General features: G+C 67.0%; 20 protein-coding genes. 8 read left to right on the top strand and 12 right to left on the bottom strand.

Going from position 1 to position 20,886, the window contains the following annotated elements; translation table 11 throughout:
* Window positions 1-144: 144 nt before the first annotated feature.
* Both ACQPW1_RS31640 and ACQPW1_RS31635 read right to left on the bottom strand, forming a co-directional pair.
* Window positions 145-1,347 carry a precorrin-3B synthase gene (locus ACQPW1_RS31640; RefSeq protein ID WP_433655421.1) on the bottom strand — a complete coding sequence of 401 codons (1,203 nt, stop codon included), beginning with the start codon at window positions 1,345-1,347 and terminating at the stop codon, window positions 145-147.
* Between the two features lie 126 nt (window positions 1,348-1,473).
* Window positions 1,474-3,021: an MFS transporter gene (locus ACQPW1_RS31635; protein ID WP_433655420.1), complete on the bottom strand. Its 1,548-nt coding sequence runs from the start codon at window positions 3,019-3,021 to the stop codon at window positions 1,474-1,476.
* Between the two features lie 103 nt (window positions 3,022-3,124).
* Between ACQPW1_RS31635 and ACQPW1_RS31630 the strand changes: the two genes are divergently transcribed.
* The 3 genes from ACQPW1_RS31630 to ACQPW1_RS31620 all read left to right on the top strand — a co-directional run bounded on the left by ACQPW1_RS31630 (window position 3,125) and on the right by ACQPW1_RS31620 (window position 7,762).
* Window positions 3,125-3,718, top strand: a complete 594-nt coding sequence (locus tag ACQPW1_RS31630; RefSeq protein ID WP_433655419.1) for a TetR/AcrR family transcriptional regulator — start codon at window positions 3,125-3,127, stop codon at window positions 3,716-3,718.
* A gap of 159 nt (window positions 3,719-3,877) precedes the next feature.
* Window positions 3,878-7,513 carry a cobaltochelatase subunit CobN gene (gene cobN, locus ACQPW1_RS31625; RefSeq protein ID WP_433655418.1) on the top strand — a complete coding sequence of 1,212 codons (3,636 nt, stop codon included), beginning with the start codon at window positions 3,878-3,880 and terminating at the stop codon, window positions 7,511-7,513.
* Window positions 7,514-7,528: 15 nt separating this feature from the next.
* Window positions 7,529-7,762, top strand: a complete 234-nt coding sequence (locus tag ACQPW1_RS31620; RefSeq protein WP_433655417.1) for a hypothetical protein — start codon at window positions 7,529-7,531, stop codon at window positions 7,760-7,762.
* 98 nt (window positions 7,763-7,860) lie between these two features.
* Here the strand turns inward: ACQPW1_RS31620 and ACQPW1_RS31615 are convergent, their stop codons facing one another.
* The 8 genes from ACQPW1_RS31615 to ACQPW1_RS31580 all read right to left on the bottom strand — a co-directional run bounded on the left by ACQPW1_RS31615 (window position 7,861) and on the right by ACQPW1_RS31580 (window position 15,773).
* Window positions 7,861-8,820: a helix-turn-helix transcriptional regulator gene (locus ACQPW1_RS31615; RefSeq protein WP_433655416.1), complete on the bottom strand. Its 960-nt coding sequence runs from the start codon at window positions 8,818-8,820 to the stop codon at window positions 7,861-7,863.
* 107 nt (window positions 8,821-8,927) lie between these two features.
* Window positions 8,928-9,206 carry a hypothetical protein gene (locus ACQPW1_RS31610; RefSeq protein WP_379292008.1) on the bottom strand — a complete coding sequence of 93 codons (279 nt, stop codon included), beginning with the start codon at window positions 9,204-9,206 and terminating at the stop codon, window positions 8,928-8,930.
* 147 nt (window positions 9,207-9,353) lie between these two features.
* On the bottom strand, window positions 9,354-9,761 hold the full coding sequence (locus ACQPW1_RS31605; RefSeq protein WP_433665377.1) for a hypothetical protein: 408 nt from the start codon (window positions 9,759-9,761) through the stop codon (window positions 9,354-9,356).
* A 79-nt stretch (window positions 9,762-9,840) separates the two neighbouring features.
* Window positions 9,841-10,485: a formylglycine-generating enzyme family protein gene (locus ACQPW1_RS31600; protein ID WP_433665376.1), complete on the bottom strand. Its 645-nt coding sequence runs from the start codon at window positions 10,483-10,485 to the stop codon at window positions 9,841-9,843.
* Window positions 10,486-10,490: 5 nt separating this feature from the next.
* Window positions 10,491-11,021 carry a GtrA family protein gene (locus ACQPW1_RS31595; protein ID WP_433655415.1) on the bottom strand — a complete coding sequence of 177 codons (531 nt, stop codon included), beginning with the start codon at window positions 11,019-11,021 and terminating at the stop codon, window positions 10,491-10,493.
* A gap of 445 nt (window positions 11,022-11,466) precedes the next feature.
* A complete protein-coding gene (locus tag ACQPW1_RS31590; RefSeq protein ID WP_433655414.1) occupies window positions 11,467-12,402 on the bottom strand; it encodes an esterase/lipase family protein in 936 nt (311 codons plus the stop codon).
* 51 nt (window positions 12,403-12,453) lie between these two features.
* Window positions 12,454-12,822 carry a VOC family protein gene (locus tag ACQPW1_RS31585; RefSeq protein ID WP_433655413.1) on the bottom strand — a complete coding sequence of 123 codons (369 nt, stop codon included), beginning with the start codon at window positions 12,820-12,822 and terminating at the stop codon, window positions 12,454-12,456.
* A gap of 116 nt (window positions 12,823-12,938) precedes the next feature.
* Window positions 12,939-15,773 carry an ATP-binding protein gene (locus ACQPW1_RS31580; protein WP_433655412.1) on the bottom strand — a complete coding sequence of 945 codons (2,835 nt, stop codon included), beginning with the start codon at window positions 15,771-15,773 and terminating at the stop codon, window positions 12,939-12,941.
* A 176-nt stretch (window positions 15,774-15,949) separates the two neighbouring features.
* On the opposite strand from ACQPW1_RS31580, the gene ACQPW1_RS31575 reads away from it, so the two are divergent.
* Complete coding sequence (locus tag ACQPW1_RS31575) at window positions 15,950-17,113, top strand: epoxide hydrolase family protein (protein WP_433655411.1); 1,164 nt, start codon at window positions 15,950-15,952, stop codon at window positions 17,111-17,113.
* A gap of 94 nt (window positions 17,114-17,207) precedes the next feature.
* Window positions 17,208-17,600 (top strand): PPOX class F420-dependent oxidoreductase, encoded by a 393-nt coding sequence (locus tag ACQPW1_RS31570; RefSeq protein WP_433655410.1) that lies wholly within the window; start codon window positions 17,208-17,210, stop codon window positions 17,598-17,600.
* A gap of 123 nt (window positions 17,601-17,723) precedes the next feature.
* Here ACQPW1_RS31570 and ACQPW1_RS31565 read toward each other — a convergent pair whose 3' ends face one another.
* Entirely contained in the window at window positions 17,724-17,987 is a 264-nt protein-coding gene (locus tag ACQPW1_RS31565) for a helix-turn-helix transcriptional regulator (RefSeq protein WP_433655409.1), read from the bottom strand.
* Window positions 17,988-18,182: 195 nt separating this feature from the next.
* On the opposite strand from ACQPW1_RS31565, the gene map reads away from it, so the two are divergent.
* The gene (map, locus tag ACQPW1_RS31560; RefSeq protein WP_433655408.1) at window positions 18,183-18,980 is read left to right on the top strand and encodes a type I methionyl aminopeptidase; all 798 of its coding nucleotides are present in this window, start codon (window positions 18,183-18,185) and stop codon (window positions 18,978-18,980) included.
* Window positions 18,981-19,087: 107 nt separating this feature from the next.
* On the opposite strand, the gene ACQPW1_RS31555 is transcribed toward map, so the two are convergent.
* Complete coding sequence (locus ACQPW1_RS31555) at window positions 19,088-19,807, bottom strand: glyoxalase (protein WP_433655407.1); 720 nt, start codon at window positions 19,805-19,807, stop codon at window positions 19,088-19,090.
* Between the two features lie 113 nt (window positions 19,808-19,920).
* On the opposite strand from ACQPW1_RS31555, the gene ACQPW1_RS31550 reads away from it, so the two are divergent.
* A complete protein-coding gene (locus tag ACQPW1_RS31550; RefSeq protein WP_433655406.1) occupies window positions 19,921-20,472 on the top strand; it encodes a PadR family transcriptional regulator in 552 nt (183 codons plus the stop codon).
* Window positions 20,473-20,496: 24 nt separating this feature from the next.
* The gene (locus ACQPW1_RS31545; RefSeq protein ID WP_433655405.1) at window positions 20,497-20,880 is read left to right on the top strand and encodes a PPOX class F420-dependent oxidoreductase; all 384 of its coding nucleotides are present in this window, start codon (window positions 20,497-20,499) and stop codon (window positions 20,878-20,880) included.
* The last annotated feature ends 6 nt before the right edge of the window (window positions 20,881-20,886 follow it).

Here is a 20,886-nt window from a genome sequence, read left to right as displayed (position 1 = left end):
ATTTAACGCTACTGCCGCACGGCTTCTGATTTCCCGCACACAGACTTGCCGCGCAAACACCCGTGCGTTTGTCAAAAGGCGTGCGGCTGTGGCGTCAGACCGTGAATCGGATCGTGCGTGGCGCAGCCGGATTCGGCGCGGCCATTACGTCGTCGAGGATCGGCGGTAGCCGGACTCGGTGGCGATGACGTCGGTGACCGCGCCGCGGGGGCGGCCGCAGCGGCGATCGCAGCCGGACCAGTGTTGACGACCGGCAACGGCAACCTCGTCTGCGTTGACCGGCGGGATATCTTGGCGCATAGGCGGATTCAGTTCTGCCGGAAGAACGCGACCCGATTCGACGGCGGCCGCCACATCGGCACGGACATCGGTGAGTGACTTCGCGCAACCGGGGCGGCCCGCGCAGGCGCTGACCTGGAGCCAGGGGGAGTTGGCGTCGAAGACCAGGTCCATCGGGGCGAGCACCCGGACCACCTGCTCGGCGACCCATTCATCCATGTCGGCGATAACGAGGCTCCGCCAAGGGGTGATGAAGACGGGACGCTCAACGGCGGCAATGAATTCGGCCGTACGGGCGGGCAGCGAGCCGAGGCGGACGCCTGCACCGAGGCTGACCAATCCGTTGTCCTGATCCAGCCAGCCGATCGGAATTTCCTGGGCTGCACTGAGTTCCAGGCCCTCGGCACCACGGTTGAGGCCGAGCAATTCGGCGACCCGATCGGCCCCGTCCTCGATTTCGTGCAGCCGCCACCGCCCTGCCTCGTCACCGCGTAGGTCGAGGAATCCGTGCGCGGCGGCGAGCATGACATCCACCGCGTCGGCCGCCGAGATCCGAATCCCGGAATCGCGCCCGGCCAGGATCAGCGCGAATTCGTCTGCCCCCGTGGCATGTACGCCGATATCGCCGCCGAGACCGCTGACATCCCCGCGTCCGTCATCCAGCGTGAACAGCACCCGCCCGGGCAGCTCGGCCAAGCGAGGCGCGGCAAGCAACCCGGCATCGAGCACCGGAACGAGCCCGTGCACATCCGCCGAACCACCGATCCGCCCGGACAACGGCGAAGCGACGATATTGCGCACCCGCTCATGGCTGTGACTCGGCAACAACCCGGCCGCCTCGAGCCGTCCGGTCAACTCACCCGCGTCCCGTACCTGCCGCAACTGAATGTTCCCGCGCGACGTCAGCTCGATATTCCCGTCCCCGAGCTCCCGCGCCGCCTCCGCCAGCACCTGCAACTGCCCCGGCTCCACCCGCCCGCCGGGCACCCTTATCCGCGCCAACGGCCCATCGGCCGCCTCGTGCAACCGCAGCACGCCGGGACAGGAATCCGGAACACGTCGAGTCATAGTCCGTCCAGGTTACGTACCCCGCACGTTGCGGCATCTCACCGCCCGCAGGCGCACGCCTTTTGACATACGCACGCGTGTCAGTGCGGCGATTCGGTGTGCGGGGAATCAGAAGGCGTGCGTCTGTCAGCGCGACCCATACGCCCGCTCCGGCTTCGGAGCGGCGTCTTCGCTCGCCCGCCGCGGCCGCCCCGGCGCCCAAATCCCCACGATGACCGCGGCCGCGAACGCCAGGTATCCGAGGGCAAGGCAGGACTGCTGGGCGCCGTGGATGAACGCGGCCTTGGCGAATTCGACCAGGGGTTGAGCCTGCGGACCTGCGCGGTCGGCGACTTGAAGGGCAGCGGCGAGCGAATCACCGACCGGCCCGCGGGCGGCTTCGGGAAGGCGGGGGAGCGCGGGCGCGATGCGATCGGTGTAGCCCGCCGCGAGAATGCTGCCCGCCACCGCGATGCCGATCGCAGCCCCGACCTCGCGCGCGGCATCGTTGACTGCCGCTGCGACACCGTGCTTTTCGACAGGCGTCCCTGCGATGATCGCGGCAGTCGCAGGGGCAGTACACAATCCGAGTCCGGTACTCATGACCAGCAGCGGCCACAGCAGGTCGAGGTAGCTGCTGTCTACGGTCAACCGGGACACCGCGACCAACCCGACACCGAGGACAACGAGTCCGGTGAAGGTCGGCAACCGCAACCCGATCCGGTCGGCGACCCACGGCGCGACCGCCGAAATCGCCACCATGGGAACAACCATCGGCGCCATCGCCAGCGCCGACGTCAACGGCCGATACCCGAGAATCAGCTGCAAGAACTGCACCAGCAGCATGAAAACCCCGAAGGTGACCAGGAATTGGACCGTCACCGACATCGTGCCCGCCGCGAATCCGCGCCTGGCGAAGAGTCGCACATCCAAAAGTGGGTGCCTGACCCGCAATTCGACAACCGTGAAGATCACCGCGGCCAGCACGCCACCGACGAACGCGACGAGCACCAGCGGATCCAGCCACCCGCGCGCGGGCGCCTCGATCGCCGCCACCACGATCAACCCGACCGCCGCGGCCGACGTAACCGCGCCCCACGGATCCATCGCGGGCCGCTCCTGATCGACCGATTCGGGAATCGTGCACCCGGCGACCATGAGCACCGCCCCGGCCACCGCCATGGCGAGGAACACCGACAGCCACGACCAATGTTCCAGCAGCAGCCCGGAACCGAGGATCCCGAGCACCGCCCCCGCTCCCGCGACGCCCGCCCACAATCCCACCGCATTACCGCGCCGAGCCTCCGGAAACCCAGCGGTCAGCAACGACAGCGTCGACGGCATCACCAGCGCCGCACCCACCCCGGCCACGGCACGCGCGCCGATCAACCAGGTCGGACTGTCGAACAACAGCGGCGTCGCGGAGGCGAGAGCGAATACGAACAACCCGACAACCAGCACGACCCGCCGCCCGTACCGGTCCCCGAGCGCACCCGCAGGCAACACCAAACACGCCAGCGCCAACGTATACCCGTCGACGATCCACGTCAGCTGCTGCTGCGTCGCCCCGGTCGCCGTCGCCAACTCGGGCAACGCCGTATACAGCGCCGCCATCGACGCGACGACCAATGCCACCGCCGAACAGGAGAGCGCCAACATCCACCGCTGAGCTGCGGACAACCGCGTGGATTCCATCGAGCCTCCTGACGTAACAGAACTATCAGTATCGCTACGCTACTATCAGTAGCATAAGTCTGGTGAGTGGCGATAGCCCCGACGGAAAAGGAATGCTCGACCCATGACCCCGACAGACGACGTCGACCCGCGCAAGGTGCGCTCCCGCGCACGACTGCTCGACGCCGCGGCCGCGTTGCTGAAATCCGGTGGCGTCGAGGCGGTCACCATCGAGGCGGTGACCCGCGCGTCCAAGGTCGCCAAGACCACGCTGTACCGGCACTTCGACAACGCCATGCACCTGCGCGCCGCCACCCTCGAGCGCCTGCTGCCACCGGTCATCGACGCGCCACCGGCCGGGCCGCTGCGGGACCGGCTGATCGAATTGCTCAGCAGGCAAGCCGAAGTCGTCAACGAGGCGCCGCTGCAACTGTCCACGCTCGCCTGGCTGGCCACCGGCACCGAGCACGGCGAGGGCGGGCCCGCGTTGTCGTCGCTGCGGCATCGGCTGCTCCAGCAGTACCGCGAGCCGTTCGACGAGCTGCTCGACACCCCCGAAGTCCGCGCGCAACTCGGCGAATTCGACCTCGAGCTCGCGCTGACCCAACTCGTCGGACCGATCGTCTTCGCCAAACTGATCGGCATCGAGCACGCCACCCCCGCCGACTGCGCCCGCATCGTGGACGACTTCCTCGCGGCCCGCGCGGCGACCGCCTGAGCCGAACCCATCAGGGCGGCAGGTAGCATCTGCATGCTCGGCGGGCGACGAGGAAACCGGTGGAAATCCGGTGCGGTCGCGCCACTGTTGAAAAGCCAGACCCTCTCCGGCGAGCAGCAACCCCCCGATGGGCGCGTAACCCGAGGAAGGCCGTCACCTGTGATTCTGCTGCTGTCCACGTCCGACACCGATCTGCTGAGCGCCCGCGCGAGCGGCGCCGAGTACCGGTGGGGCAACCCCGCGCGGCTGCTGGTGGACGACCTGCCCGCGCTGCTCGATGGCGCCGATCTGGTGATCGTGCGCATCCTCGGCGGCAAGCGCGCCTGGGAGGACGGCCTCGACGCGATCCGCGCCAGCGGCGTGCCGATGGTGGCGCTGGGCGGCGAGATCGCGCCGGACGCGGAGCTGATGGAGTGCTCTACCGTGCCCGGCGGTGTCGCCGCCGACGCACACAACTACCTGGCCGCGGGCGGGTCGGAAAACCTGCTGCAGCTGCACAACTTCCTCTCCGACACGGTCCTGCTGACCGGCCACGGCTTCGAGCCGCCGGTGCAGCTGCCGAGCTGGGGTGTGCTGGAACGAGTTTCGGCCGAACCGGTCGCGGACCAGCCCACCGTGGCGGTGATCTACTACCGCGCACAGCATCTCGCCGGAAACACCGGCTACATCGATGCCCTCTGCCACGCGATCGAAGACGCGGGCGCCCGCGCACTCCCGCTGTACTGCGCCTCGCTGCGCACCGCCGAGCCGGAACTGCTTGCCACACTGCGGCAAGCCGACACCCTCGTCGTGACGGTCCTCGCCGCGGGCGGCACCAAGCCCGCGACCGCTTCGGCAGGCGGTGAAGACGAGTCCTGGGACGTCGGCGCACTCGCCGACCTGGATGTGCCGATCCTGCAAGGCTTGTGCCTGACCAGCGGTCGCGAGCAGTGGGCGGCCAACGACGACGGCCTGTCCCCGCTGGACGTCGCCACCCAGGTCGCCGTCCCCGAGTTCGACGGCCGGATCATCACGGTTCCGTTCTCCTTCAAGGAGTTCGACGCCGACGGCCTATCCACCTACGTCCCGGACGCCGAGCGCGCGGCCCGGGTCGCGGGCATCGCGGTGCGCTACGCGCGGCTGCGGCACATCCCGGCCGAACGCAAGCGCGTTGCCCTGATGCTGTCGGCCTACCCGACCAAGCACGCCCGGATCGGCAATGCCGTCGGCCTCGACACCCCGGCGAGCGCGATCCGGCTGCTCACCGAAATGCGCACCGCCGGTTACGACCTCGGCGCACCGGGTGAGATCCCCGGCCTCGACGAGCACGACGGCGACGCCCTCATTCACGCGCTCATCGCGGCGGGCGGCCAGGATCCGGACTGGCTGACTGCGGAACAGCTGGAGGGCAACCCGATTCGGATCAGCGCGGCCGCCTACACCGCCTGGTTCGACACGCTGCCCGAGGACCTGCGCGAGGCCATCGTCGAGGCGTGGGGCCCGCCGCCCGGCGAACTCTATGTCGACCGTTCCGCCGACCCGAATGGTGAAATCGTCATCGCCGCATTGCGTTTCGGCAATGTCGTGCTGATGGTGCAGCCGCCCCGCGGTTTCGGCGAGAACCCGGTCGCCATCTATCACGACCCCGATCTGCCGCCCAGCCACCACTACCTGGCCGCATACCAGTGGGTCAGGTCTGCCGAGGGTTTCGGCGCCGACGCGATGGTGCACCTCGGCAAGCACGGCAACCTGGAGTGGCTGCCCGGCAAGACCCTCGGCATGTCCGCCTCCTGCGGCACCGACGCCGCCCTCGGCGACCTGCCGCTGATCTACCCGTTCCTGGTCAACGACCCCGGCGAAGGCACCCAGGCCAAGCGCCGCGCCCACGCGACCCTGGTCGACCACCTGATCCCGCCGATGGCCCGCGCCGAAAGCTACGGCGACATCTCGCGTTTGGAGCAGCTGCTCGACGAGCACGCCAACATCTCTACCCTCGACCCGGCCAAACTGCCCGCCATCCGCCAGCAGATCTGGACGCTGATGCGCGCGGCCAAGATGGACCACGACCTCGGCCTCGCCGAACGCCCGGACGAGGAAGTCTTCGACGACATGCTGCTGCACGTCGACGGCTGGCTGTGCGAGATCAAGGACGTGCAGATCCGCGACGGCCTGCACATCCTCGGCCAGGCGCCGGCGGGGGAGAGCGAGGTCGACCTCGTACTCGCCATGCTGCGCGCCCGTCAACTGTGGGGCGGCGAACGCAACGTGCCCGGCCTTCGGGAAGCGTTGGGGCTGGACGAATCCGGCACCGAGGTCCGCGGCCGGGTCGACGTGGTGGAGAGCCAGGCTCGCGGACTTGTCGCCGCATTGCAGGCAGCCGACTGGTCGGCGGACGCGGTAGACCGACTCGTCGACGAGTTCGCCGCCTCGCTCCTCGCAACGGCGGATGGCGCCCTCGCCACCGATCCCCGGCTCACCGCCGTCCGTGACGTACTCCGTTTCGCCGCAACCGAAGTCGTCCCCCGCCTCCGCCAAACCGGCATCGAAATCGACCGCGTCCTGCACGCCCTCAACGGCGGCTTCATCCCGGCGGGGCCCAGCGGCTCACCGCTGCGCGGCCTGATCAACGTCCTGCCGACCGGCCGCAACTTCTACTCCGTCGACCCGAAGGCCGTCCCCTCTCGGCTGGCCTGGGAAACCGGTCAGGCCATGGCGGATTCGCTGCTCGTCCGTTACCTCGCCGATCATGGCGAGTACCCGCGCTCGGTGGGTCTTTCGGTGTGGGGCACCTCGGCGATGCGTACCTCCGGCGACGACATCGCCGAAGTCCTTGCGCTGCTGGGTGTCCGGCCGGTGTGGGACGAGGCGAGCCGCCGCGTCACCACCCTCGAGGTGATCTCGCTCGACGAATTGTCCCGTCCCCGTGTCGATGTGACGGTGCGCATCAGCGGCTTCTTCCGCGACGCGTTCCCGCACGTGCTCGCCCTGCTCGACGACGCGGTGCGGATGGTCGCCGAACTCGACGAGCCCGCCGAGTCGAATTACGTTCGCGCACATGCCGACGCCGACCTGGCCGAGCACGGCGACGCCCGCCGCGCCACCACCCGCATCTTCGGTTCCAAGCCGGGCACCTACGGCGCGGGCCTGCTGCAGCTCATCGATTCGAAGAGCTGGCGCACCGATGACGACCTCGCGCAGGTCTACACCACCTGGGGCGGCTACGCCTACGGCCGCGACCTCGACGGCGCACCCGCCGCCGACGACATGCGCACCGCGTACCGCCGAATCGCGGTGGCGGCCAAGAACACCGACACCCGCGAACACGACATCGCCGACTCCGACGACTACTTCCAGTTCCACGGCGGCATGGTCGCCACCGTGCGCGCGCTCACCGGCAAGAACCCCGAGGCCTACATCGGCGACAGCACCCGCCCTGACGCGGTGCGCACCCGCACACTCTCCGAGGAGACCTCCCGGGTGTTCCGGGCCCGCGTGGTGAACCCACGCTGGCTGGAGGCCATGCGCAGGCACGGCTACAAGGGCGCGTTCGAGATGGCGGCGACGGTCGACTACCTGTTCGGCTACGACGCCACCACCAATGTGGTCGCCGACTGGATGTACGAGAAGCTCGCGGAGAGCTATGTTTTCGACGACGTGAACCGCAAGTTCATGGAGCAGTCCAACCCGTGGGCGCTGCACGGCATTGCCGAGCGGCTGCTGGAGGCCGCCGAGCGCGATCTGTGGGAGCATCCGGAGCAGGAAACACTGGATCGGTTGCGTCAGGTCTACCTGGAGACCGAAGGGGAATTGGAATAGCGTGAAAGTCAATCGGTGTCCGGCCAGCAGGTGCGGGTGGCGCCGGAAGTCAACGCCAGCGCAACCACTTTGACGCTGACGCCGGTCGGGGCAGCCGCTCCGGAAGCGGGTGCGCCGCAGTTCATCGGTGACGCGGGTACCACCGTGGCCGGAGTGTTGATCGGGTTCTTGATCGGCCTGATCTTCGTCATTGTCGGCGCCATACCGGGCTGCAGCATCGGTGGCATCGCGGGCGCCAACCAGCCCTAGTAGGGAATTGCGGAGAGTGACGGCCCGGCCGCGATCGGCGTATTCCGCTCGGTCCGGTCGGGTTTCACTTTATCGCCGAATTCCGATGCGCTGATGTTTCATTCGTGACCGGCCGCTCTGCGGAATCGCTCGGCGGTCGCCAGCAGTTGTTCGGCGAGCTCCGGGGCGTCCAGTACCTCGAAATCGACGTCGGCCAGACCGAGGTAGAACGTCAGCATCTGCGGCGTATCCGAACCCACCTGAACCACACAGTGCCCCGGACCGTCCGGCTCGACGGTCACCGCCGCCGGAATCCTCGCTCGAATCTCGCTGGCGGACGCGGCCATTCGCACCGTCGCACGATAACGCCAGGTCGCTGTGCCGACACCCCGCTGCACGCGTTCGGCGATTTCGGCCTCCGGCACCTCCCGCGGCGTGAACCGCGGGCCGTTCGGTGTCTTCGGCGTGATCCGGTCCACGCGGAAGGTGCGCCAGTCGCCCCGCCCAGGATCCCACGCGGCCAGATACCAGTGGCCGCGCCAGTGCACCAGCCGATGCGGCTCGACATCGCGACGTGACGGTGTGCCGGAATGCGTTTCGTAGTCGAAGCGCAACCGCTCGCTCGCGCGGATCGCACCGGCGACGGCAGTGAGCACCGCGGCGTCGACCGTCGGCTTGCCCACGCCGGGCACGTGCACGGTCGCCGAGGTCAGCGCCTCCACCCGATTACGCAGCCGAGAAGGCAACACCTGCTGCAACTTCACCAGCGCCCGCACCGAGGTCTCCTCGATCCCGGTGACCGCACCGTTGGCCGCGGTGGCCAGGCCGACCGCGACCGCGACGGCCTCGTCGTCATCGAGCAGCAGCGGCGGCAGCGCGGAGCCAGCCCCGAGCCGGTAGCCGCCCGCGACACCGGGTGTGGCGTGCACGGGGTAGCCGAGGATCCGCAGTCGCTCGATGTCGGTGCGGACCGTGCGGGTGGAAACCCCGAGGCGCTCGGCGAGGACGGGGCCGGTCCAATCACGATGCAGTTGCAGCAGCGACAGCAGCCGAAGCAGTCGCGCGGAGGTCTCCAACATCGCTCGATCATCGCAGCAATCGCGGAAAGCTTCCTTCCGCGATCAAACCGCTCAGGTGCGACTCGATGCCGGGCGTTGCGATCGCTCTGCGACGAGCGGGCGACAGCTCAGCCGACGACCGCGTTCATGATCGTGCCCGCGCTCGTGGCGACCACTCCGCCGATCATCGCCCCGGCGATCATCTTCGGCGAGTCGATCGGACCGCCCTGCCACTTCTCCCACGCGAATCGACCACCGGCGTAGGTGATTCCGCAGACCCCGGACAGCAGCACCAGCCAGGTCAGGTAGCGGACCATCTGCAAGATCTTGTCCGAGACCGGCGGCGCTTCCGGGGTCGGATTGCCGATCTGTGCGAGGAGGGCGTCGTGCACAGCGAAGATGACCATGAATACGCTCGCTTCGGGGGTCGATGTGGCACCTGCTCGAGGTGCCACTGGCGCGTTGTCTGGGTGATAGCCATGCTTGTACCGGACAGTATGTGCGGCGCCGACGATTTCGTGGAGCGTACGGAAGAACCTGTCGGGAATGTCCGATCAGCGGTGTGGGCGCAGGGATTCGTGCCGCGGCGAGATCGGGTTCGCGGTGCCGGTGAGGTGCGCGAGCACGAAGGGAACGGTCACCGTTTCGAATCCTTGCGGAACGTCGAGCACGGGGTGCACATTCACCTCGAACACCACGCCTCCGCGCTCGGGAACCAGATCGACGCCGCCGAGCGGTAGCCCGACTGATGCTGTGGCCCGGATGGCGAGCTCCAGGAGGTGCTGGGGGAGGGCATCGGGTGCGAGCACGGTGGCGACCGCGCCCTGCGCCTCGTTGCATGGGGCATCCGGGTTGTGCTGAACGTGCTCACACACGCGCAGCACGCGCTCGCCGAGCACGTTGACTCGGTACTGGTGGCGCCGCCCATGCTCGTCGAAGTTCTGCGCGTCGCGGGTGAGCAGCCACCCTACCGAACCGCAAGGGTGCGTGTTGGCGAAAGCCGAACGGCCGCAACAGAAGACCGCAGCGGCACGCCCCGAATCAGGAACTCAGCGAACGCGCGACGCGGAACCCCACATCGTCCAGGCGCAGCGTCGGATGGCTGCGGCGGCGCACCGAGGCGCGGCAGCTCCAGTGTTCGTCGAACCAGCCGCCACCGCGCAATACCCGGTAGGAGCCATAGATTTCGGCGTCGTAGATGTCCCAGCACCAGTCCCAGGTGTTGCCGAGCATGTCGTGCAGACCCCAGGCATTGGGCCGCTTGCCGCCCACCTCGTGCATGTGCTCGTTCGAATTGCCCCTATACCAGGCGATTTCGTCGAGCTCACCGTAGCGCGGACCGGTGCTTCCGGCGCGGCACGCGTGCTCCCATTCGGCCTCGGTCGGCAGTCGATAGCCGTCGGCGGTGTTGTCCCACAAGGCGTTCTCGTCGTCGAGCCGATACGCGGGCGTCAGCCCCTCCTGGGTGGAGAGTGCATTGCAGAAACGCAGCGTGTCCCACCACGAGACGCTGTCGACCGGCAGTCGGTCGCCGCGACTGCTGCTCGGGTGCTGTCCGGTGACCTGTTCGTACTGCTCCTGCGTGACCGGGACCGCCGCCAGCTGAAATGGTGCGACCTCGACCGACCAACTGCGCTGGGTCCGCCGATCCGACAGCGTCACCTTTCCCGCCGGGATGGCAACCAGCACGTTCAGGCTCGCGTCTCGGAAACCGGCTCGTCGTGTTCCAAGGTGGGTCGCACCGGATCGGGGAACACGAACTTACGCATGGCCCACCAGCGGAAAACCGTGGCCAGCAGGGTGCCGATCACGGTCGCGCTGATGAAGTCGGCGATGTTCTCCACCAGCACCGACACATGCGGGGTACGGAGCTCGAAGAGGTAGCTCGACACGGCGAGGGGCAGCTGGTTGATCACCATGCCGATGCTCGCCACCAGGAAGAACAGGGCCGCTTCGTGACGGCGCTCACGTCCGCCGCGCGCGGTGAACGCCCACTCGCGGTTCAGCACGTAGGACACGACGGTGGCGATCAGCACGGCGACCACGTTCGCGGTCACCGGCTTACCTTCCAGCACAGTCCATTTCAACCCGAAGAAGAGCACCATGGTGGTGACGAAGGCGATGGCTCCGACGGTCAGGAATTTCAGCAGCTCCGCGTGCCGCACGAACACGGACAGCATCCGGCTCGGCACGCGAGCGGCGACGATCTGGGCCAAGAACATCCGGACAGGCTATCCGAGGGGCAAATCCGCAGTAGCGGGCGGACCGTTGCCGGGCGGCGGCTCACGGGCGAATTCTTGGTGCGCGGCAGGTGACGGCGAGCGGAACAGTTTGAGCACGTTTCGGACCCGGCGTTGCTAATTCGTTATCTACGAACGGCTTTCGGGCGGCGATTCGGGTGCAAGCACGGCGTCGCACTGCTCATACAGCTGCACGAGCACGCGAGCTCACCGATTGCGGCGTCGCTCGGTGCGCCGATTACCCGGAAGTATGAAAGCCTCATGTATCGAGGCAGGGGCCCAGAGGAAATCACTCGGACACCGGTCGGCACGACGGCGGGGGCCTCAGCTACTGGCTGAGGCCCCCGCAGTGCATCAGGGTATTCGTCGCTCGAGAACTCCTCAGTGGGTGACGTCGAGAAACAGGCGTAGCAGCGAACCGGTCCGATCAGACGCCGGGTGGCGCTTGGGACGGAGCGCACGGGATCTGGCGCGGCGTGCCCGGGTCGAGGGCTTGCAGGGCGAGGGCGGTGACGGTCGGGTCGACCGAGACGGAGAGGTGGCCGGACAGGTTCACCGGGCAGATGTCTTGCAGCACAATGTTCGTCGCGTTCGGGGCGGGGCGCACACCGCTGGTGTAGGGCTGGACCTGGATGTCGGTGGTGGTGACGATGTTGGTGTAGTGCACGTTCGGCGCGTAGACGCCGCTGGCCTGTAGCCGATTGATGAAGTCGGATCCGGTGCGGAGCTCCGCACAGGCGGCGCAGGTGGGGTCCAGCGACTGGTAGAGGTCGCCGTGCAGGCCGAGGATGGACAACGGTGAATCCAGCGGGTCGGTGATGGCGGTGCCGTCCCAGATCGGTGCCAGGTTGATCGATTGATCGACGGCCGTCGCTCCCGCCAGGAACTGTAGATATGCGGCGCTGACCAGCGTGCCCTCGGACCAGCTGAGCAGATCCACCCGATCGGTTCTCGTCGCGGCGCGCACCCGATCGACGAATTGCCGCATTTCCGAACTGGATTCGTCGATCGGGGCTCGACCGCCCACACCCGCCACGATGCCACGATCCGTCGGATAGACGCCGTAGGTCAGCGCGTAGACGCAGTACCCTTCGTTCGCGAGCAGCGGAGCGAAAGTCTGCCAACTGTTTTCGCCGTTGCCACTCAGTCCGTGCACCAGCACAACCGGCTGCGGATGGGCCGCCGAAGGGACGCATCCCCAGTCGTTGGCGCCGGGCGGTGCACCCGGCGGCGCGGTGGTCACGCTCGCGGAAACCATGGCGGCCAAGGAATATGGCACCGATAGTGGGGCGGCGGACGCATTGCCGAGGACCAGCGGGACGGCAGCGGCCACCGCCGCCGTGATGACCATGATTCGACGCATTACTGCTTACTCCCTTCGATAGAGATCCTCGGCCCGGCGATCACCGGGTGCTCAGCCGTAGTCGCCAGGAGCTCCGATCTCGACGATGACGCCATTGGGATCGCGCACAACGGCCACCCGCTGCCCCCACGGCCGCGTCGTCGGCTCCAACGCGCTGCCCGCTCCCGCCGCAAGTGCATCCCGGTACGCATCGTCCACATCCGCGGTCTCGAGAAACACTCGAAAAGCGTTGGCAGGACCGGGTTCCGCGAAGTCCTCGATCTTCTTCCAGTGTTCGATGGTGAGACTCGGCGCCGACGGCCCCGGCGTCCAGACACCCCTCCCGAGCACCACGAACGTGCCATCCGGATCGGCGAACACCGTCCCCAGCCCGAACGCCGCTTCATAGAACGCCGCCGTCGCAGCCACATCGTCCACCATCAGGGTCACTCCACCGAAGTAGGAAAGCCGTCATGGAGGCCGAATTGGGCGCCATGGCTAACGGATGGCGAATGAGATCGATTATGCAGGCTATCGGGCCCGGTATCCGGGAGCGATCACGCGGGCTTCGGCGGCAGGGCTTCGAGGGTGGCGAGATAGGTTGTCGCGGCGTCGGTTTCGGATGCGTCGAGGCTGCGGTAGATGTCGATGGCGTGGCGCAAGTGGGTGGTGGCGGTGTTGGTGTCGCCGAGGGCGGCTCGGCAGCGTGCGATGCCTTCCAGGGCGCGGGCCTGCGCGATTCGGCTGTTGATGTCGTTGGCTAGGGTCGACGCGTCGGTGAACATGGTCAGCGCCTCATCTGGTTTGCCGGACGCCAACAGTGCCTTCGCGGTGTTGGTGAGTGCCTCGCATTCTCTGCTGCGGTAGCCGATCTTCCGACTCAGGTCCAGGGCCTGCCGGGAGAGGTCGGCGGCCCGATCGTGATCGCTGGTGGCCAGGAAGACCGCGCCGAGGTTCACGAGTGCTTCGGTTTCGCCGACGCGGAAGCCGATCTCCCGGAAGAAGGTCAGGGCTTGTTGGGAGAGGTCGGCGGCCTGCTCATGGTCGCCCGTTTCCCGGTACACCGTCGCGAGGTTGTTGAGGCTGGTCGCTTCGCCGAGGCGGCCGCCGATTTCCCGGAACAGGGCCACTGCCTGTTGGAGCAGATCGGCGGCTCGACCGTAATCGCCGAGGTCGCGGCTCACCAGGCCGAGGTTGCCGAGGGCGGTGGCCTCGTTGTTGCGATTGCCGAGCTCCCGGAGCATTGCCACCGCACGCAGCAGCACGTCGGTGGCCTGTGCATAGTCTCCGGCCTCGCGGTGCACGCTGCCGAGCATGCCGAGCGCGCCGGCTGTGCCGAGGCGATAACCGGTCTGTCGGAACAGGATCAAGGCTTGCTGGATCAGCTCCGCGGCCTGCCCATAGTCACCGCTGTCTCGAATTACGCCGCCGAGCCTGACCAAAGCGTCGGCTTCGCCGGTGGGATGGCCGGCCGCCCGGTACAAGGTCAAAGCCTCCCGGAGCAGATCGATGGCCTGCGCACTGTCACCGATGTATCGGTGCAGGCCGCCGAGGTTCGCCAGGGTGTCGGCCTCGCCGATGCGGTAGCCGGTTGCTCGGTACAAGGTCAAGGCCTGCCGGAGCAGGTCGGTGGGGCGTTTCCCGGTATGCCATTGCACGATGCCGAGGTTGGTGAGGGCGTTGGCGTGGTCTAGGCGGTTGCCGAGGCGGTCTGCGGCGTCGGCGGCGCGCCTGTGCAGCCGTATCGCCGATGACCACGGCCCTTCGCGCTCCAGTAATGCCGCCAGTACCTCGGTCAGCGAAACCATTCGCGCGGGATCGCGGTCGGCGGTGTACTCGACGCAGGCGAGCATGTTGGCTCGCTCGGCCCGCATCCACACCAGCGCGTGCATCTCGTTGTCGAATCCACGGACCAGGGCACCGGTGTGGTTGCCGTCGGTGGGGCGTGGTCTGCGGCTGAGCCATCGGTCCGCCGCCGCGGCGGTGTATTGGTAGTAGTCGAGCAACCGCCGCATGGCCTCGGCGGCGTCATCGGGTGCGGTTGCCGAAGCGAGAGCGCGCGCGTATTCGCGCACCAGGTCGTGCAGGCGGTATCGGCCGGGTGTCGTCTCCTGGACGAGGTTGTCGGTGTACAGCGCGTCGAGGTCGGATCGGGCCTCGGCCAGGGGTATGTCGTTCAACGCGGCAACGACATACGCGTCGAAGTCGGTGCCCGGATGTAGCCCCAGCGTGCGGAACAGTTGCTGCCTGTCGGGTGGCAGGTTGTCGTAGGAGGCGGTGAACGCGGCACGCACCGCGCGCTGACCGGCATCGAGTTCACCGAGGCGATCCTGGGCCGCGCGGAACTCCTCGGCCAGTCCGGTGAGAGTCCAGGCGGGGTGGTGAGCGAGTCGCCCGGCGAGTAGCACGATCGCCAGCGGCAAGTACCCGCACAATCGGACGATCTCGGCGACAGCGGTGATGTCCTCGTCGTGTGGGTTGCGTTGGGCCAACCGGCAGAACAGATCGATCGCGCTGTCGGGCTCGAGGGTGTCCAGTGGTAGCGGCAGCGCGCTGTCCAGCGCGATGAGCCTGCGGCGGCTGGTGATCAAGGTGAGGCATTGGGGTCCGGTGGGCAGCAACGGTTCGATCTGGTCGTGGTCGCGGGCGTCGTCGAGGACCAGCAGCACTCGTTTAGCGCAGACGCGGTCGCGCCACAGGTCACGACGTGCGTGCAGGGAATCGGGAATATGGCTCGGTGCGATACCGAGGCCGGTGAGCAGGGTGGCCAGCACCTCGGCCGGATCGGCGGGCACTTGTCCGGGGGTGTGGGAATTCAGTTCGACGAAGAACCGGCCGTCGGGAAACCCATCGGAGAGCAGATGCGCCGCCCTGGTGACCAGCGCGGTTTTCCCGACGCCTGGCATGCCGTCGACGGTGTGGATCGACACCACCCGCCCCGGCCCTGTCGCATCCAGGATTCGCTGCACCTCGACGTCGCGTCCGACGAAGGTGGGGACATCGCGTCGCAGTGAGGTCAGCACCGTCGGGCGGACAGGCTGAGTGCTCGCCGCTTTCCACAACCGCCGCCAGGCCGACCGGTTCGACAACACCGATGGCAACGGACCGGAGGTCTGCCGGGCCAGTGCGATCAAGGTGACCAGTACCGGATCCAACGATTCGAAACGAGACGGCACATTACGCCCGCTGCGCCAATCGCTGATGCGCTGCATCAACGACCGCGGACTCTGCGCCGGTGTCCGAGTGGCCTTCATCCGTGCCTCGGTGGCCACCGCGACCCGCTGCAACGTGGGATTACCCGCGGCTACCCAGAGCTCCTCCAACCGGGTCACGAACAGCGCTCGAGGCGAGGAATCCTCGCCACCACCGCCATTCCGACCGGTCTCGCTCATCTCGCCACGCACCAACACACAATAAAGGCCTGGTCTGTGAGTTGCGGGTGCCAGCCCGACCCCGTCGACGATTGAGGGCAACCCCGGCAGAGCCTAGGAATCGACTCTCGAAGAATCTGAAAGAAGTGTTGGATTGCGGAAGTAAGTCTTCCGCAATGCCCGCGAGAGTGGTTCTTATGACGAACACAGCGATCCACCCCTTCCGCATCGACATTCCGCAGGCCGAGCTCGATGAGCTGCATGACCGGCTGGGGCACGCTCGGCTGCCGCATGCGGTGCCGGGGACCGAAAACGATTGGGGCCATGGCATTGCGCCCGCCTACCTCGCGGAGCTGGCGGAGTACTGGCGGGACGAGTTCGACTGGCGGGCGCAGGAGGCGCGGCTGAATGCGTATGACCAGTTCACGACCGAGATCGATGGGCAGACAATACATTTCATCCACGTGCGATCGGCGGAGGCGGGGGCGATACCGCTGTTGATCACGCACGGGTATCCGGGGTCGGTGGTCGAGTTCCTCGATTTGATCGGGCCTTTGACGGATCCGGTTGCGCACGGGGGTGATTCGGCGGACGCGTTTCATGTGGTGATTCCGTCGCTGCCGGGGTTCGGGTTCTCCACGCCGTTGGCGTCGATCGGGTGGGAGTTGGCGCGGACGACGGATGCGTTCGCGGAGTTGATGACTCGGCTCGGTTACGAGAAGTTCGTGGCGCAGGGCGGGGACGTCGGCGCGGGGGTGACCGGGCGGCTGGCCGCGATCTATCCGGAGCGGGTGATCGCGACGCATGTCAACAGCGATCGGGGGTCGCTCGGGTTGGTGGGCGAGCAGTTGCCGATGCCGGAGGGGCTGACCAACGAGGAGCTGGCGGCGATCAAGGACGCGCAGGTGCGGTGGGCGGGACAGAAGGGTTACCTGGTGTTGCAGACGACGCAGCCCAACGCGATCGCCGCCGCGTTGACCGATTCACCGATCGCGCAGTTGGCGTGGATCGCCGAGAAGTTCCAGGTGTGGACCGACCCGGCACATCCGGCCGGTGAAGCGGTGGATCGTGATCTCCTGCTGACCAATATCAGCATCTACTGGTTCACCCGCAGCGGCGCCTCGGCCGCCCAGTTCCTCTGGGAGACAGCTCATTCCGGCATGGATTGGGTGATGCCCTCGGGTGTCCCGCAGGGCTGGGCGGTGTTCAATACGAACCCGCTGATGCGCCGAGTCATGAACCCGGGTGGGTACATCGAGCACTTCACCGAGTACGCCGAGGGTGGACACTTCGCCGCATTGGAGCAGCCGCAGCTGTTCCTCGAGGATGTGCGGACGTTCTTCCGCGATCATCGAGGTTGAGCCGTTACGCGCCGCGGATACGTCGCGGCGCGTAGTGCGGATTTGAGTCCGCGTACGGATGCCCGGTCGGGCGGGACGGCTTAACGTTCTCGCTATGACATGGAATGAGTTGGGCGCCAGTAAGTATGTGCTGCTGACGACCTACAAGAAGGATGGCACCCCGGCGGGCGCGCCGGTGTGGGTGGCGCCGGAGGGGGATCGGATCGTCGTGTGGACCAATCCGACGACGTGGAAGGTCAAGCGCATCCGGCGCAACTCGGATGTGACGCTGCAGGCGTCGGATGCGCGCGGCCGCCCGATCGGTGACGACGTCTTCACGGGTACCGCCGCGATTCTCGATGCGGCCGGCACTCAGCGGGTGCGCGATCTGGTGTCGCGCAAGTACGGCATCATCGGCACCATAGCGATCAAGTCGCACAAGCTGTTTCGTGGCGCGGACGGCTCGATCGGCCTCGCCATCGTCCAGCGCCAGACCGTCGGCGAGTAGCGCCCCTGCCCGCCGCGGGGCCGAGGATCCGCACTCCCTCTCGGGATCCGCACTGTCTTTAGGGCCCTAGAGCCAAAGTGGATCCCGAGAGCGGGTGCAGCTGTTATCGGCGGAGCCCGGTGGTCAGGCGGATGCGGCGAGGCCTGCGGCGCGCCAGGTATCGGCGAGGTCCTGCAGGGGGTAGTCGAGGGTGAGGCTCAGCGCCACGACGGTGCCGAAGGCGGGGGAGGGGAGGCGGCCGGTTTCGATCTTGCGCAGGGTTTCCGGCGAAATACCTGCCGCGCGTGCGACTTCGACGAGATCGCGGTCGCCGCGGGCAGCGCGCAGGGCGGTGCCGAGGCGGCGGCCCGCGTCGATCTGAGCCGGGGTCAACGGGAGACGAACCATTCGACCAGGGTATTGGTGGTATTTAAATACCGCAAGTGCATGTTCTTACGTAGATATGCGCATCAAAGTATGTCTCGTCCGATCTGTGCCCTGACCGGGTCGGACGGCAAAACTGCAGGCCAAGGACGGTCGGGGTTGGTATTAAAATACCGATTAAGCTACGGTGGTATTTTAATACCGAGATGGGAGATGTTCATGGTGGAGCTGAAGTCGCCGAGTGAGATCGAGCGGATGCGCGTGACGGGCCAGTTCGTGGCCGAGGTGCTGGGGGAGTTGCGGGAGCTCGCCGAGGTCGGGGTGAGTCTGCTGGAGCTGGAAGCCCATGTGCGCGAACGGATCAAGCAGCGTGGCGCGGAATCGTGCTACTGGGACTACTCGCCGTCCTTCGGCCGCGGCCCGTTCCGCAACACCGTCTGCCTCTCGGTCAACGACGCTGTGCTGCACGGGCTTCCGTTCGACTACGCACTGCGTGACGGCGACGTGCTGACCACGGACCTGGCCGTGAGCATCGACGGCTGGGTGGCCGATGCAGCGACCACCGTTGTGGTCGGTATCGCCGCCGAAGAGGATCTGCGCCTGGTGCGAGCAACCGAGGAGGCGCTGGCCGCCGCGATCGCAGTCGCGTTGCCCGGCAACCACATCGGCGACATCTCCGCCGCCATCTCGGCCGTCGCCCGGGACTACGGCTACCCGGTGAACACCGAATTCGGCGGTCACGGACTGGGTCGCACTATGCACGAGGACCCGCACGTCTCCAACGTCGGCCGACCGGGGCGCGGTTTCCGCCTGCTCCCCGGTCTGACCATCGCCATCGAGCCCTGGTTCGCCCGCACCACCGACCGCATCGTCACCGACCCCGACGGCTGGACCATCCGCTCCGCCGACGGCTCCCGCACCGCCCACTCCGAACACACCGTCGCCATCACCGATGACGGCCCCGATGTACTGACCTTGGCTCCGGTGAAAGCCGAAGGGATGCAACACCGTTCGTAGGAATCGACCTGCGGGTCCTCACCAGCTCTCGGGATCCACCCCTCTCTGGCAGTCCATATCGACTGCGGATCCCGAGAATGCGTCCGGCGGTTCGCGGTTGCGGCGGATCAGTCGCTGTCGGCCAACCACTGCTCCAGGTCGGCGGCGATCTGAAGGTGTTTCGCGATCTCGACGCGCTCGTCGGCGGTGAGGTCGAGTGCATCGATCTCGGTGCGCAATTCGGCAGCGCGGTCCGCGTTCTTCATCGCCACCGCGAGTTCGGTGAGCTCGGCCAGTGCGTGCGCCTTGTCGAGCGTCGATGCGGTGGCGGCGAAGCGGCGCAACCCACTCTCGATTGTCTTCCGTGCCGCCTCGTCGTCCTCCTTGGAAAAGCGCAGGATTCGCGCGTTGTCCAGAATCCGTTGTAACCCTTCGAGTTTGCGTGATCCTCCGTATTCGTACTCGGGCTCGTTGTGCTGGATGTAGGTGACGCTGTTCGCTCCGGGATCGACCACGCTGAACCTGCTCTGGCCCGTGCGGAACCGGCTGATTCGCGGCACGCCACGAATCGGGATGCGGCCGTAGCGCTCCCGCAGTGCGGCGCTGAATTCCTTGTGCAGGACCTCCACGTCGTCGACCATGACGAGGCAGCCGCCCTGGACGTCCTCGCCGCTCCGGGTGTCCTGTAGGCCGCGGTAGAAGTTCAGTCCGTAGCCGTTGCGTTCCACCGAGCCGTACATGTACGGACTGCGCTGTTGCTGAGTTACCTCGTAGCCGAGTGCCCGATAGAACTCGAGCGTGTCGTCCAAGTTGCCGGCCCACATCACCGGTATCGCCACGTCGCCCATGAACTCTCCCATTGCTGCGGTAATCAAACTTGACTACCGAAGGTTAGGGCGGTGACGACCCGGAAGTCAAGTTTGACTACTATAGAAATCTCCTATCTGAGGGAGGTTCGTCCATGTCGGCTGTGCGCCTGTTGGTGCTAGGGGTGATGCGCTTGCGTCAACCCACTTACGGCTACGCCGTGCGTCGCGAATTGCTGTCCTGGCGTGCCGAAACGTGGACGAACGTCAAGCCCGGCTCGATCTACCACGCGCTGAAACAGCTGACGCAGGAAGGCAAGCTGAGCGCGTTCGGTACCGAGGGCAGCAGCGAGGGCCCGGGTCGCACGTTGTTCAACCTCACCGACGAGGGCGAGGCCGAGTTCCGGAAGCTGATGGACGAGGCGCTGGTCAGCATCGACATGGAGGAACTCGGCGCGGGCATCGCGTTCATGGACGCACTGCCGCGCGCGCACGTCATCGAGAAACTGCGCGAGCAGCGCCGCCGCAGCGACGAGGTCCGCGCGGGCCTGCTGGAGATGATCCCGAGCTTCCCCGGCGGCCGCTCCGAGCCGCCGCACACGACGGACCTCCTGGAACTGTGGAGCAGCGTCTTCGGCAATCTCACGAGCTGGACCGATGGTGTGCTGGCACGGCTGGAGGCCGGCGAGTACCGAATGTCCGAATAGCCGACACCCCGATACGCTGCCCTCATGACGAACACGCTGGGGGCCGTCGGTAAGGCCGATTACGTTCTGCTGACCACGTTCCGGAAGGACGGTACGCCCGTCGGCACCGCGGTGTGGGCGGTCGCCGACGGCGACAAGCTCTACGTCTGGACCGTCACCGACAGCTGGAAGGTGAAGCGGCTGCGCCGCAACACCGACGTCACCGTGCAGCCGTGCAATGTGGCGGGCAAGACGCGCGGCGAGGTCGTCGCGGGTACGGGGCGCATCCTCGACCAGGACGGCACCGATCGGGTGCGCAAGCTGCTCATGCGCAAGTACTGGCTGATGGGCCCGATCACCATCTTCGGCAGCAACCTGCGCCGCGGCAAGAAGGGCACCATCGCGATCGAGATCACCCTGGCGCAGTGATGACGG

The sequence above is a fragment of the Nocardia sp. CA-128927 genome (genome assembly GCF_050955855.1).
GTDB lineage: Bacteria > Actinomycetota > Actinomycetes > Mycobacteriales > Mycobacteriaceae > Nocardia.
This window is presented reverse-complemented; position numbering and strand designations above follow the sequence as displayed.

Excerpts from the sequence above, each read along its gene's own strand:
- ACQPW1_RS31555 (WP_433655407.1), bottom strand. The coding sequence starts at position 19,807 with ATGGGCGACGTGGCGATACCGGTGATGTGGGCCGGCAACTTGGACGAC.
- ACQPW1_RS31585 (WP_433655413.1), bottom strand. The coding sequence starts at position 12,822 with ATGGTGGACGATGTGGCTGCGACGGCGGCGTTCTATGAAGCGGCGTTC.
- ACQPW1_RS31635 (WP_433655420.1), bottom strand. The coding sequence starts at position 3,021 with ATGGAATCCACGCGGTTGTCCGCAGCTCAGCGGTGGATGTTGGCGCTC.
- ACQPW1_RS31590 (WP_433655414.1), bottom strand. The coding sequence starts at position 12,402 with ATGCGTCGAATCATGGTCATCACGGCGGCGGTGGCCGCTGCCGTCCCG.
- ACQPW1_RS31575 (WP_433655411.1), top strand. The coding sequence starts at position 15,950 with ATGACGAACACAGCGATCCACCCCTTCCGCATCGACATTCCGCAGGCC.
- ACQPW1_RS31640 (WP_433655421.1), bottom strand. The coding sequence starts at position 1,347 with ATGACTCGACGTGTTCCGGATTCCTGTCCCGGCGTGCTGCGGTTGCAC.
- ACQPW1_RS31570 (WP_433655410.1), top strand. The coding sequence starts at position 17,208 with ATGACATGGAATGAGTTGGGCGCCAGTAAGTATGTGCTGCTGACGACC.
- ACQPW1_RS31610 (WP_379292008.1), bottom strand. The coding sequence starts at position 9,206 with ATGGTCATCTTCGCTGTGCACGACGCCCTCCTCGCACAGATCGGCAAT.
- ACQPW1_RS31615 (WP_433655416.1), bottom strand. The coding sequence starts at position 8,820 with ATGTTGGAGACCTCCGCGCGACTGCTTCGGCTGCTGTCGCTGCTGCAA.
- map (WP_433655408.1), top strand. The coding sequence starts at position 18,183 with ATGGTGGAGCTGAAGTCGCCGAGTGAGATCGAGCGGATGCGCGTGACG.
- ACQPW1_RS31550 (WP_433655406.1), top strand. The coding sequence starts at position 19,921 with ATGTCGGCTGTGCGCCTGTTGGTGCTAGGGGTGATGCGCTTGCGTCAA.
- ACQPW1_RS31630 (WP_433655419.1), top strand. The coding sequence starts at position 3,125 with ATGACCCCGACAGACGACGTCGACCCGCGCAAGGTGCGCTCCCGCGCA.
- ACQPW1_RS31580 (WP_433655412.1), bottom strand. The coding sequence starts at position 15,773 with ATGAGCGAGACCGGTCGGAATGGCGGTGGTGGCGAGGATTCCTCGCCT.
- ACQPW1_RS31595 (WP_433655415.1), bottom strand. The coding sequence starts at position 11,021 with ATGTTCTTGGCCCAGATCGTCGCCGCTCGCGTGCCGAGCCGGATGCTG.
- ACQPW1_RS31545 (WP_433655405.1), top strand. The coding sequence starts at position 20,497 with ATGACGAACACGCTGGGGGCCGTCGGTAAGGCCGATTACGTTCTGCTG.
- ACQPW1_RS31565 (WP_433655409.1), bottom strand. The coding sequence starts at position 17,987 with ATGGTTCGTCTCCCGTTGACCCCGGCTCAGATCGACGCGGGCCGCCGC.